Source organism: Roseofilum halophilum BLCC-M91 (assembly GCF_030068445.1).
Lineage (GTDB): Bacteria > Cyanobacteriota > Cyanobacteriia > Cyanobacteriales > Desertifilaceae > Roseofilum > Roseofilum halophilum.
Window position 1 is genome coordinate 54,754 of the sequence record NZ_JAQPOK010000136.1, and the last position, 11,330, is coordinate 66,083.

At 48.2% G+C, this 11,330-nt stretch carries 14 protein-coding genes and 1 pseudogene; 8 read left to right on the top strand and 7 right to left on the bottom strand.

The window, feature by feature from the left end:
- Positions 1–89 precede the first annotated feature (89 nt).
- The 4 genes from PJF56_RS17790 (at position 90) to cobT (ending at position 3,052) form a co-directional block, all read left to right on the top strand.
- A complete protein-coding gene (locus PJF56_RS17790; RefSeq protein ID WP_283764043.1) occupies positions 90–218 on the top strand; it encodes a hypothetical protein in 129 nt (42 codons plus the stop codon).
- A 114-nt stretch (positions 219–332) separates the two neighbouring features.
- Entirely contained in the window at positions 333–1,040 is a 708-nt protein-coding gene (locus PJF56_RS17795; RefSeq protein ID WP_283764044.1) for a Crp/Fnr family transcriptional regulator, read from the top strand.
- Between the two features lie 209 nt (positions 1,041–1,249).
- The gene (locus PJF56_RS17800) at positions 1,250–1,894 is read left to right on the top strand and encodes a DUF2232 domain-containing protein (RefSeq protein WP_283764045.1); all 645 of its coding nucleotides are present in this window, start codon (positions 1,250–1,252) and stop codon (positions 1,892–1,894) included.
- Positions 1,895–1,960: 66 nt separating this feature from the next.
- Positions 1,961–3,052 (top strand): nicotinate mononucleotide-dependent phosphoribosyltransferase CobT, encoded by a 1,092-nt coding sequence (gene cobT, locus PJF56_RS17805; RefSeq protein WP_283764046.1) that lies wholly within the window; start codon positions 1,961–1,963, stop codon positions 3,050–3,052.
- A 42-nt stretch (positions 3,053–3,094) separates the two neighbouring features.
- On the opposite strand, the gene PJF56_RS17810 is transcribed toward cobT, so the two are convergent.
- On the bottom strand, positions 3,095–3,481 hold the full coding sequence (locus tag PJF56_RS17810) for a hypothetical protein (RefSeq protein ID WP_283764047.1): 387 nt from the start codon (positions 3,479–3,481) through the stop codon (positions 3,095–3,097).
- Between the two features lie 134 nt (positions 3,482–3,615).
- On the opposite strand from PJF56_RS17810, the gene PJF56_RS17815 reads away from it, so the two are divergent.
- Positions 3,616–4,770, top strand: a complete 1,155-nt coding sequence (locus PJF56_RS17815; RefSeq protein WP_283764048.1) for an extracellular solute-binding protein — start codon at positions 3,616–3,618, stop codon at positions 4,768–4,770.
- A gap of 49 nt (positions 4,771–4,819) precedes the next feature.
- Here the strand turns inward: PJF56_RS17815 and PJF56_RS17820 are convergent, their stop codons facing one another.
- From PJF56_RS17820 to petC, 3 genes are all read right to left on the bottom strand, one after another.
- On the bottom strand, positions 4,820–5,548 hold the full coding sequence (locus PJF56_RS17820) for a GUN4 domain-containing protein (RefSeq protein WP_283764049.1): 729 nt from the start codon (positions 5,546–5,548) through the stop codon (positions 4,820–4,822).
- An 89-nt stretch (positions 5,549–5,637) separates the two neighbouring features.
- Positions 5,638–6,606 carry a cytochrome f gene (gene petA / locus PJF56_RS17825; protein WP_283764050.1) on the bottom strand — a complete coding sequence of 323 codons (969 nt, stop codon included), beginning with the start codon at positions 6,604–6,606 and terminating at the stop codon, positions 5,638–5,640.
- Positions 6,607–6,657: 51 nt separating this feature from the next.
- The gene (gene petC / locus PJF56_RS17830; protein ID WP_283764051.1) at positions 6,658–7,197 is read right to left on the bottom strand and encodes a cytochrome b6-f complex iron-sulfur subunit; all 540 of its coding nucleotides are present in this window, start codon (positions 7,195–7,197) and stop codon (positions 6,658–6,660) included.
- 327 nt (positions 7,198–7,524) lie between these two features.
- Between petC and PJF56_RS17835 the strand changes: the two genes are divergently transcribed.
- Both PJF56_RS17835 and PJF56_RS17840 read left to right on the top strand, forming a co-directional pair.
- Entirely contained in the window at positions 7,525–7,842 is a 318-nt protein-coding gene (locus PJF56_RS17835; RefSeq protein ID WP_283764052.1) for a DUF3067 family protein, read from the top strand.
- A gap of 125 nt (positions 7,843–7,967) precedes the next feature.
- Positions 7,968–8,579, top strand: a complete 612-nt coding sequence (locus tag PJF56_RS17840; RefSeq protein WP_283764053.1) for a TetR/AcrR family transcriptional regulator — start codon at positions 7,968–7,970, stop codon at positions 8,577–8,579.
- A gap of 187 nt (positions 8,580–8,766) precedes the next feature.
- On the opposite strand, the gene PJF56_RS17845 is transcribed toward PJF56_RS17840, so the two are convergent.
- Positions 8,767–9,978: an MFS transporter gene (locus PJF56_RS17845; protein WP_283764054.1), complete on the bottom strand. Its 1,212-nt coding sequence runs from the start codon at positions 9,976–9,978 to the stop codon at positions 8,767–8,769.
- Positions 9,979–9,989: 11 nt separating this feature from the next.
- Positions 9,990–10,337 (bottom strand): DUF6464 family protein, encoded by a 348-nt coding sequence (locus tag PJF56_RS17850; protein ID WP_283764055.1) that lies wholly within the window; start codon positions 10,335–10,337, stop codon positions 9,990–9,992.
- Positions 10,338–10,547: 210 nt separating this feature from the next.
- Between PJF56_RS17850 and PJF56_RS17855 the strand changes: the two genes are divergently transcribed.
- On the top strand, positions 10,548–11,150 hold the full coding sequence (locus tag PJF56_RS17855; protein ID WP_283764056.1) for an NUDIX hydrolase: 603 nt from the start codon (positions 10,548–10,550) through the stop codon (positions 11,148–11,150).
- Here PJF56_RS17855 and PJF56_RS17860 read toward each other — a convergent pair.
- Positions 11,124–11,330 (bottom strand): annotated as a pseudogene (locus PJF56_RS17860) (IS200/IS605 family accessory protein TnpB-related protein); the annotation flags it as partial. The gene PJF56_RS17855 and the pseudogene PJF56_RS17860 sit on opposite strands and share 27 nt — an antisense overlap.

Here is an 11,330-nt window from a genome sequence, read left to right on the forward strand (position 1 = left end):
TCCGTCGGTTCTGCTGAAGGTAGGCATACTGCAAGCAGTGTAAGTCAAAATTGGACGGCAAGGGTGGATTTGATGAGAAAATTAACTTTATGGGTTCTGGCCATGGAGGGCGATCGCCGATGGCTGACCCGTTAATCTGTATAGTTAGGGAGGTTTCACCCGATGGCGATCGACCGGTGGTGGGGGCGATCGCCCCTATTGATAGTCGAATCTTGTAGATTTTGAAGCACTTTACGTTATGATTGCCTTATTGTTTAGGTGTAAACCCATGGCCTGCCCTCAGCCGTCGCTATGAGAGCTTTTTCGTCTTTTGAATCTCGCACATTACCCTTATGGTAGAACGACACAAGTCCCGTGGTGAATTAAATCAGCGTGAACTCATTAAATCAGCTCCCTTTTTTGAAGGCTTACCGGAGGAGATTGTTGAACGGACGACGGCGCAAGTAGTGGTGCGAGAACATCCTTCTAACCAAGTCATCCTCTTGGAAAATGATTGGGGTAGCTCCGTTTATTTTATTTTGGAAGGATGGGTTAAAATTCGTACTTATAATTTAGATGGTAAGGAAGTGACTCTTAATATTATCGGTAAGGGGGAGTTGTTCGGGGAAATGGCTCCCTTAGAAGAGGTTCCCCGCTCTACTGATGTGATTACCTTAGCGCCCACGACGATTGGTAATATGCCCGCTAATGATTTTGTCCATCTGATCCATACGGAACCGAAGGCCGGTATCCGGTTGGCCCAATTGATGGCTCGACGTTTACGGCAAGTGAACCGACGCTTACGACTGCGAGAGTCGGATAGTACCTCCCGTGTGGCAGATATTCTTTTATTTTTGGCCGATGGTCAAGGAACGAAAACGGCTGAGGGCGTGGAAATTCCTAATTTACCCCATCGAGAATTAAGCTCTTTAAGTGGATTGGCTCGTGAAACGGTGACTAGGGTTCTGAGTAAATTGGAAAAGAAAAAGTTGATTGTGCGCCCCGATCGCGATACTCTCTGTATTCCGGATTTGGGTGCTTTGGAGCGCTTGATGGTATAGCGCTGTGCGCTGGTAATGGGTAATGGGTAATGGGTAATGGGTAATGGGTAATATCGCGTTTTCAAATGAGTTATCAATGGTTGCCCCTCATCCCCCAACCCCTTCTCCCACGGGAGAAGGGGAGAAAAGTCCCTCTCGGAGTGGGAGAGGGATTGAGGGAGAGGGCTTTTCAAGTAGACATCTCATTAAAAACACTATAGGTAATGGGAATGGGTAATCAAAAGCCGGAGAGTCAGGTGAATCTGACGTTACCTCTAGTGGAATCGGCATTTTTAGCGAGTACCTCTAGTCTAATTTGGCTGGTGAATTATTACTTTCCACCGGGGCCATTATTGCGGATTTTTTTTCCCGTGCCGATCGCCTTGGCCTATTTGCGCTGGGGAAATCGTAATGCTTGGATGACAATGACGGTAACGGGGTTGCTGTTAACCGTGTTAATGGGGCCAACCCGCAGTATCCTGTTTTTGATTCCCTTTGGACTGTTGGGAGTGCAGTTGGGGATGATGTGGAAACGGGGAGCGAGTTGGTGTCTGTCTATTGGTTTGGGGACGCTTTTGGGGGCGATCGGATTTTTCTTTAAGATTTGGTTGGTGTCCATTCTCCTCGGTGAAGACCTATGGCTGTATCTGATGGCACAGGTTACCGGGTTGGTAGATTGGATGTTCCTGAAGTTGGGATTGTTGGCCGAGCCGGATATTATGGTGGTACAGGCGATCGCCGTAGTTATGGTTTTAATCAATAATTTTATCTATCTGTTCGTCGTCCATTTGGTTTCTAGTTTGCTCCTGGAAAAGCTCGGTAACCCCATTCCCTTGCCTCCCGCTTGGGTAGAAGTTTTGTTGGATCGGGAGTAGATGGTGTGGGGGAATGGGGGGATGGGGAGATAGGAAAGAACCCATTACCAATTACCAATTACCAAAATGATCAATGTTTATACGGAGATAAATCGGGGAGAAACTTGGTTAAAGAAGTATCGGGGGAGGCGGGCTGAGTTTGCTTGTATTCTCGGTTTTACCGAAACAGCTTTAATTCCGGGAATCTCGGCGGCGGGGGCAACACCGGAAGACCGGCGCTATACTTGTTTGGCGGATGCTGAATTTTTATACAAAGGGGTGGCTCCGACATATGTTTATCCCTTACCACCTTTACAGGCGGGGGTTTCTCCGGTGTTTATCTCCCGTGCCATTTGTGAAGCGCTTCAGATTCCCATAACCCTGTTTAATGCGGGATTACCCGATCGCCCTCCGGTAGAGGCAGTAGATTTAGGAGGAACTCCTGCCTTCTGTGTCAGTAGCGGACAAGCTTTAGATCTAGAGGTGGTGCGTCATCTGTTTAACCAAGGGAAAGCATGGGGAGGGCAGTTGGCACAAAAAACCGATTATCTGATTATTGGTGAATGTGTGGTGGGGGGAACAACCACCGCATTGGCGATTTTAACGGGGTTGGGATTGTCAGCATCGGGTAAAGTTAATAGTAGTCATCCCACCTGTAACCACGATCAGAAGATTGAGGTGGTGAAGCGGGGGTTAGAGCGTGCGAGATGGTTTGAGCAACCGAGATCGGTGTGGGAGTTAATGGCAGCAGTAGGCGATCCCATGCAACCGGTAGCTGCTGGCATGGCGATCGCCGCCAGTCAACACTGTGGCGTACTCTTGGCTGGCGGCACTCAGATGTTAGCAGTGTATGGTTTAATCCGAGCGATTGCTGAGGAAGAAAACTGGATTTGGGATACGTCTGAAGTCGTCGTGGGGACGACGCGATGGGTGGCGGAAGATCCCACTGGAGATACGGTGGGTTTGGCGAAACTCTTACCTCCAGTTCCTCTGATGGCAACCCAACTGAGTTTTGCCCAGTCTAAGTATGGCCAACTTCAAATGTATGAACAAGGGTTTGTCAAAGAAGGGGTGGGGGCGGGGGGTTGCGCGATCGCCGCTACCCTTGGTCAAAATTGGAGACAAGAAACTCTGCTTAAGGCGATCGAAACCTTAATTGATCGCTATCCTAATGGGTAATGGGTCAATCGTTTTTCCCTATCTCTTCCCTAGCGCCTACCGCTATAGGTGAATCCGCTTCGAGAGTAATTGCTCTTCTAGAGCGGCAATGCGATTATAAGCCGCCGTCAGTTGTGCGGTTAAGCGCTGCACTTGCAGTTCAGGGGACAAATACGCATCTGAGCGGGATTCAGAGATATCGCGATGATTCTCATAATCATCATCGACTAACACATCTTTATGATCCCAAATGGGCAGATCCGATAAGTCCTGGGTATAGGAGTGGCTAGTGACAGCCCGTTCTGGCAGGTGAGTCGCTTCTTCTGTAGAATGGCTGGCGCTAGGTTGCGATTCGAGTACCGAGAATTTAGAATTAAGCCGTTCAATGGCATGGGACATGCTCTCTATTTTTTCCATGAGCATCATAATTTGGGTTTCTAAGATTTCCATAGGAAACTCCGTGGTGTGAAGATTTAGATTGTTCTATACGATTTTAGATAGGCTTTGACAAGATTCTTGATTTATTTTTGGATCATTTAACTTTTAGTAAAAACTGTAAATAAATACTTAATCTTTTCTCAGTTATGGATCGTCGAAGATTTTTGTCTGGAAGCCTGAAAACGGCAGGGTTAGCGCTCACGAGCGTCTGTGGGGCATCGGTTTTAATGACTGGATGTAGTGCCTCGACTAACTTAAAGATTTATATCTTAAAGGGGTCAATTCCGGCGACGCTGATTAATGAACTCAAAAAAGCTCTACCGGAGAGTGCGGGTTTAGAGGTGATCCCGGTGAGTCAACTCGATCGCCTATTCCAATCTCTGGAACCCGAACCCAAGGATTCTGAGAATTCCCTATTCAAGAATTTAGCTTTTTGGCGCACTTCTCCCTCTCCTCCAGATCTGGTTACCCTGGGGGATGCTTGGTTAAGAGAGGCGATCGCCAATCAACTGATCCAACCCCTCGATACCTCTTTGCTCTCTTGGGAGCAATTGCCTAAAGGTTGGCAAGCGTTAGTGAGGCGCGATCGCCAAGGGCATCTCGATCCCAATGGAGAAGTTTGGGGGGTTCCCTACAGTTGGGGAACCACGGCGATCGTTTATCGACCGGATAAATTTAAATCCCTCGGTTGGGAACCTACCGATTGGTCAGATTTATGGCGAGAAGAATTACACTCGTCAATTTCCCTGCTCGATCAACCCAGAGAAGTCATTGGTTTAACCCTAAAATCCCTCGGTTATTCCTATAATCATCCCGATTTAGAAACCATTCCCGAACTCCTCCCCACCCTAAAAAGACTGAATCAACAAGTTAAATTTTATAGCTCTGACCAATACCTAAAGCCTCTGATTGAAGGGGATTCTTGGTTAGCTCTGGGATGGTCAACGGATATTTTACCGGTTTTAAATCGGTATAAACTTAAAGCCATCATTCCCCAATCTGGAACCGCACTTTGGGCAAATCTCTGGGTGAGTCCGACCCAAAGTCCCAATCATTTGGGTATTCAGGAATGGATCGACCAGTTTTTAGATCCGGATTTAGCCCTCAAACTTTCCCAATTTACCGATACCGTTTCACCGTTATTAATCACCGCTAACCGGGAGAAGCTCACCCCATCTATTCTGAACTCTGGGATCAAATTTCCCGATCCTACGGTTTTATCCAAGAGTGAATTTCTCTTACCTCTATCGGAGCAAACTCAGCAGGGTTATACCCAACTGTGGCAAGAGATGCGGAGTTGAACCTGAAAAGGTCAAAGGGGAAAATCTAGTTTTTCCTCTTCTGTGTTCCCTATTGCTGAACTGAAAACAGAGTTTCTAATACTTCGTCTGGAGAATGATAGCCCAAACCATAACAAGCACGGTTGCGCCAGATAATTGCTGGAAGATGTCCCATGGGTGCAGAGAGGGAAAACTTGAGTTCATCGGTGCTTAACCATTTGGACTGAATGCGCCAGCCCACGCGATCGCAGAATCGGTCATAATGGCGATCGCACTCTTGCCAAATCCATTCCTGCACCCCAAATCCAAACCGACCCTCACTATACTCATACCACAGCCGATCTAAGGTTTCTATATCGGTCTTCGGTAGCGCTTCTATCTCCTCCAGAGCCAGATCGTCCCCCTCCTCATATCCAGCCAGCGCCAACACTAATAGCCAGGTATACTCATTCGCCTGTTGCCAACTCCCAGCCGCCAGTAAATCCACCAAATGACTATAATCCATCCCTACCTCAGACGGCCAAGGATTTGGGGCTTCAGCCCCCTTTAACTGTCGTAATTCTAACAAAACTTCATATAAAAGGTTTCTTAACTCTTTCCGCTCCTGAGACGCAATTTCTAGCTGCTCTTTTAACCAATCTCGCTCTGGTAACAGCATAGACTCATCAATCCAAATCGAACCATTCTCCAACTGCTCCCCCATCAGCCTGCCCTGTTTCCACCAGCGCCAAGCTGTTTTATAGGAGACCCCTACCTGTTGGGCATAATTTGATAATGTGATTCGCCCTTGTTCTTCCACAACTGTTTTAAGCGCTTGAAGTCATCATCTATGAGAAACCGGGTCTCTTGAAGAAACCCGGTTTCTGTCTTGCGAGAGTATCCCAAGGTTTAGAAATTCATTTCTGCTGCTTGGACTTTCTCCACTTGTTTCTTCTTCAGAACGAGGAAGATTTGAGTGATCATAATCAGCACTAAGAAAGCAATCATCCCTTGAATGCGAGTGGCATTTTGGAGAACGATTTCCGTATCCACTTGACCAAAACCGCCCACATTGGGATTGTTGGTTAAAGCTTGTCCGGCTTCTACTTCGTCCCCTTCAGAAACGATTAATTCGGGGCCAGCAGGAATACTGTCAACAACAGCATCTCCATCGGCTGGTTGAATGGTGACTTCATAGCCGCCATATTCGAGTTCATTAATGCTGGCGATCGCTCCAGCTACAGAAGCAGGAACAACGGTATTGTTGGTATTGTTTCCGGCGGGATAGACTTGACCGCGACCTCGGTTTCCGCCCACATGAACGGCATATTTACCATAGTTGATGGATTTATCCGTTTTGGGGTCAGGAGAGAGAATGGGGAAGACAATTTCTTGATGGTCTTCACCCGGAATAGGGCCAATCAGGACTACATTTTCTTGGTCTGCGGTATAGGTTTGATAATAAAGGCCTTCGGTTTCTTCTTTGAGTTCTTCAGAGATGCGATCTTCGGGCGCAAGCTTAAATCCTTCCGGCAGCATCAGGACTGCACCGACATTGAGATCCCCTTTACTACCATCACCTAAGACTTGTTGTACGCTGGTGTCGTAGGGAATTTTAACGACGGCTTTGAATACAGTGTCGGGGAGGACGGAGTGGGGCACTTCCACTTCAGTGGGTTTGGCTCCGAGGTGGCAGTTGGCGCAGACAATGCGGCCGGTAGCTTCACGGGGGGTTATGGGAGCGGTTTCTTGGGCCCAAAAGGGGTAGGCTGCTGCGGGTTGGGGGTTAATGAGATCGGAGGCGGCAAAGATAGAGATGGCCGCGATCGCCACTAACACCAACCTGCGCCATGTTGCTAAAACAGAACAGTATTTCATCAGTTATGAACAGGATGTAGACTTTATAAATTCAGCGCTTAAAGTGGGGATTTAAGTCCACCAGGGGTCTTCGTTGGTGCGGAAGTCAGTTTCTTCCCAGTTGCTGAGAATCACTTTATCATCGGTTACGTCAGCATGGGCCAGAGCTAAGGATAGGGGAGCAGGCCCGCGAACGACTTTACCTTCCGCATTGTACTGGGAGCCATGACAAGGGCAGATAAATTTGTTTTCACTCTGATTCCAAGGCACAACGCAACCCAAGTGAGTACATACGGCGTTGAGTCCGTAGCTGGCTAAGGTTTTGTCTTGTTTAACGACTAAATAGGTGGGGTCGCCTTTGAGTCCTTGGACAAGGGAGCGATCGCCTGCGGGATGACTGGCTAAATACTCACTAGCCACCACATCATTACCGGCCGCATCCTTAGCTGTCGTCCCGCCTCCAGCACCACCAACGGAGGGAGGAATAAAATACTTGACCACCGGATAAAGTGCGCCTAAAGCCACTCCGGTTGCGGAACCAAAGGTTAAGAGGTTCATAAATTGCCGCCGTCCCATGTTGGGGACATCTGCCGATCCAGAAGCTTGAGTCATCTGTCGTTTTCTTAATCAATTAACTTTTTTTAGGTGTCTGTAGGAGGCAAAGTGTGCCCCTACTCAAAGATGACCACTTACAGCGCTTCGCGCGGTAATTGGTCATGGGTAATCGGTAATGGGAAAACGTTTTTCACGCTGTCCCCATTTCTAAAATCCGCCCTTTCTGCCGACAGGCAGGGGGCTTACCTCATCAAGCGCGAAAATGGCTGTAAATTTTGGCCAATCCTCAGTTTACACTTTGTATGAGAGCATTATTACATTTTTTAACACCCGTTTGCGGTGAGTTTTGAAGAATTTTGCACTTTGAGGATCGGGAGCAGAAAAATGACCGGAGAAGAGTTACAACAATTGTTACGCAATAAATGGGGACGCTCTTACGATATGCAAATCCGTAGGAGCCAGGGGAAAATCCTGGTGCAAATTATGTGGAAATATTTGGAGCAAGCGTCTTTCCCTTGGTCTCCAGATGAATATCTGGCCCATCTGAGCCGCATTGCCCTCTATCTGCAAGACTGGGGAGCAACGGAACAATTGCGGTCTTATATTGAACAAACCAGCGATCGCCCCCGGTTGGGAAAGGCCTTGACATTGATCCTGGATTTGGGGGATCGCTCTTCTGAATGGATTTTGGAGGATTCCTAGACCCTTGCAGCAATTTTAGAGAACTTTTGTAATGTTGTGTGAAGTTTTACGGATTAATTGCTCTAAGGCATCCTGAATCACAATACAACAGGGTAAGAGAGTTATATTAACCTGACTTTAAGAAGATGACCATAACAACTTCTACCCCGAAACCGGAAACCCAAACCCGAACTCGCATTCTCGAAGCTGCCCAACATTTGTTTGCTCGCAAAGGCTATGATGGCACAACCACGAGGGATCTAGCTCAAGCGGCGGGGGTGGCGGAAGGGACTCTATTTCGGCATTTTAGTAATAAGAAGGCGATTTTGTTGGAAATTGCTACCCAAGGCTGGATTGATATTTTGACGGATCTGCTCACGGAGTTAAGCGAAATGGGCAGTTATCGCGATATTCCCCAGGTGATGCGACGGCGAATGATGAGTTTGCATCGCAATGGGGATCGCATGAGAGTCTGTTTTATGGAAGCTCAGTTTCATCCAGAGTTGCGCGATCGCATTCAAGGGGATGTGATCGATAAAATGACGGATGTGGCCGAAGCATTCTTTCAAACAGCGATGGATCGGGGCGTTTATCGCCAGATGAATCCTAAAATTGTCGCCCAGGTATTTTTGGGCATGTTTGTGATTGCCGGATTTAGCGATACAACCATTATTGAACCGGACGCTTCTCCCCAGTCCATGCGCGAAATGGCTGAAGGAATGGCGGATATTTTTCTCCATGGTGTGTTGACGAAGTAGGGGGGAATGGGGGGATGGGGAGACACGGGGACACGGAGACGCGGGGATGGGGGGATGGGGGGACACGGAGACGCGGGGATGGGGGGATGGGGGGACACGGAGACGCGGGGATGGGGGGATGGGGGGATGGGGGGACACGGAGACGCGGAGACACGGAGACACGGGGAAATTACCTTTTGCCTATTCCCTACTCCCTATTCCCAAGAGAGCGCAAGATCCAGATACCGAGGAGAGTGCTGAAGGCGATCGCCAGCCAAAACCCATCGATGATGATCCGAGACTGGTCTAAAACCCATCCTCCCAAAGGGGGGCCGATCAGATAGCCAATGGCCCAACATTGGGCATTAATAGCTAAATAGGTTCCCCTTAAGTCTTCTGGAGCGAAATCGACTACCAGCGCCGAGGCGGAAGGGGTATATAGGGCTGTGGCAACAGCGACCCCTGCTAAAGCACTAATGGCCCAAAATAAGGCCCCTTGAGAAACTCCACCGGTAATCCACACCAGGAGGAAACTGCCGCTCCAAACCGATAGGGATAGCATTAACCCTTGGGGACGACTCCAACGGTTTAAGGTGCGAGCGATGGGGAGCTGACAGAGGGCTAAAAAGGCAATTTGCCCGGTAAATAAGCCGCTAATGATGGCGGGAGAAAAGCCCCCGGAGGCTAAAAAGTTGCTGAAATAGAGGGGTAGGGTGCTTTGCAGTTGGGAAACATAGATGGTGAACAGAAGATTAACGATCGCGAACTTTTGTAACTGGCGATCGCCCAAAGCCACCCCCCAATTGGAACCCTTTTGCGTCCGGGGCTTGGGGTTTGGGGGTCGGGTTTCCTCAATGGCAATATAAATCAGGGCGAAAAACGCCAGAAACGATACACCGTCCATCACAAACAGCCAGCGAAAATTTAAGCCGACTTGAATTAATAGACCTCCCAACAACACGCCACATCCGAGTCCTAAACTATCGGCCAATCGAGTGAGGGCAAAGGCTTCATTCCGTTGCTCTAACGTGGTAACATCGGCCACTACGGTTTCCGTCGCTGGCCAATAGAATCCCGTTCCCAAACCCATCAACAGATTACCCAAAACCAGGGTGGGAAAATCAACAATTAGGGCCAAAACCCCATCCGCAAACGCCGAAATCAGGGCTGATAGTAACAGGGTGCGACGGCGACCCCATTGGGGGGAATCCGTAAAATTGCCCCCTAGAAACCGTCCTAGAATGCCAGAAAAGGCACTACTGCCTAATCCCAGTCCGACCTGAGTGGCGGAGAGTCCCACTTGATTGACAAAGAAAATGGGGGCATAAAACAGGGTAAAGCCGATACCAATTTGGGATAAGAGACGGCCGGCGGCTAAAATCCAAACCGGTTGTGGCAGTTGGGGGAGTACAGATAACAATCTACCCCGCTTCAAGATTTAGACCCTCGAAACCCTGTATCCTCTTGGGTGGGTTCATAGTGGGGACACTCTTCACAAGGGCCATTGGGATTAATGGCACATCTCAGATAGGGCGATCGCGCGTTATATTGGCAAGTAATATCACCAATAATCGTATCTATCCCCGTTCCCGGAGCTAAGGACGACGGCCTATCCTGCAATAACCGTTCCCTTGGAGATTGTAAGGGTCTATCGCGATAGGCTTGTAAAATGCGTTCATGTCGCTGTTGACACTGGAGTTCTACCTTACGCATCATCCATAAGGATAACGTCGGTGGAATCATGCCCACAAAGAAGACTAAAATCAGATCTAGGTTCACGGTCAAAGAGCTGCTTGGTGGTGTGAACAATGATAACTTACAGCGCTTTCCTTGCGTCGCGGACATGAAACGCGTGGTAATTGGTAATCGGTAATCGGTAATCGGTAATCCCCCCATTTCCCCATCCCATTCTCCGTGTCCCCGCGTCCCCGTGTCCCCGCGTCCCCCCATTCCCCCATTCCCCCATTCCCCCATTCCCATCCCACTCCCATGACCTTGCCCAAACCCTGGAAACTTCTACACTCCCACCTCGCGTTTAATCATCATTGGTGTCAGGTTCGCCAAGATACTGTCCAATTGCCCAACCAAACCATCATTGATGATTATTTTGTCAGTATCCGTCCAGAAGTGGCCATGATTGTCCCCGTTACCCCAAAAGGAACCATTTTATTTGTGCGTCAATATCGCCATGGAGTACAAAAAGTCTTACTCGAATTACCAGCCGGTCATTTCCATTCCCCAGAAGAATCAGCAGAAGAGGCCGCTAGACGGGAGTTAGAAGAAGAAACGGGTTATCAGAGTCAAGATTGGACATTTTTAAGCGTTCTGTATGATAATCCCCCCAAAGACACCAACGGCATTCATGTTTTTTTAGCCCAAAATATTTATCAAGTGGGCGAGCAAAACTTAGATATTACAGAAGAAATTGAATTAGTATTTATTCCCATCACTGAAGTAATGGATTTTATTGTTCGCGGAGATCTCTGCGTTTCTGGGACAATTGCCGCTTTGGTGTTGGCCCTAAAAATACTGTTGAAACTCTGCGGTCTAAAGACGCGCAGATTCTTAAGAAGTCCAAAAATGAACTCTTAAAGGCGTAGTCAAAGCGCCTCTACTTAGTTGACTTAAGTTAAGCTTAAGCCTTCCAGATACTTTTCTGAGAATATTTGCTGCACCGTTACAATCGGCATTTATCAAATAACCCGCAGCAGATTGATATAAACCTCGTTTAATGCGTTTTCCAGATGCCTCCCAGTTATCGGGTTTTTCACC

Excerpts from the sequence above, each read along its gene's own strand:
- PJF56_RS17790 (WP_283764043.1), top strand. The coding sequence starts at position 90 with ATGGGTTCTGGCCATGGAGGGCGATCGCCGATGGCTGACCCGTTAATC.
- PJF56_RS17795 (WP_283764044.1), top strand. The coding sequence starts at position 333 with ATGGTAGAACGACACAAGTCCCGTGGTGAATTAAATCAGCGTGAACTC.
- PJF56_RS17800 (WP_283764045.1), top strand. The coding sequence starts at position 1,250 with ATGGGTAATCAAAAGCCGGAGAGTCAGGTGAATCTGACGTTACCTCTA.
- cobT (WP_283764046.1), top strand. The coding sequence starts at position 1,961 with ATGATCAATGTTTATACGGAGATAAATCGGGGAGAAACTTGGTTAAAG.
- PJF56_RS17810 (WP_283764047.1), bottom strand. The coding sequence starts at position 3,481 with ATGGAAATCTTAGAAACCCAAATTATGATGCTCATGGAAAAAATAGAG.
- PJF56_RS17815 (WP_283764048.1), top strand. The coding sequence starts at position 3,616 with ATGGATCGTCGAAGATTTTTGTCTGGAAGCCTGAAAACGGCAGGGTTA.
- petA (WP_283764050.1), bottom strand. The coding sequence starts at position 6,606 with ATGAAATACTGTTCTGTTTTAGCAACATGGCGCAGGTTGGTGTTAGTG.
- petC (WP_283764051.1), bottom strand. The coding sequence starts at position 7,197 with ATGACTCAAGCTTCTGGATCGGCAGATGTCCCCAACATGGGACGGCGG.
- PJF56_RS17835 (WP_283764052.1), top strand. The coding sequence starts at position 7,525 with ATGACCGGAGAAGAGTTACAACAATTGTTACGCAATAAATGGGGACGC.
- PJF56_RS17840 (WP_283764053.1), top strand. The coding sequence starts at position 7,968 with ATGACCATAACAACTTCTACCCCGAAACCGGAAACCCAAACCCGAACT.
- PJF56_RS17855 (WP_283764056.1), top strand. The coding sequence starts at position 10,548 with ATGACCTTGCCCAAACCCTGGAAACTTCTACACTCCCACCTCGCGTTT.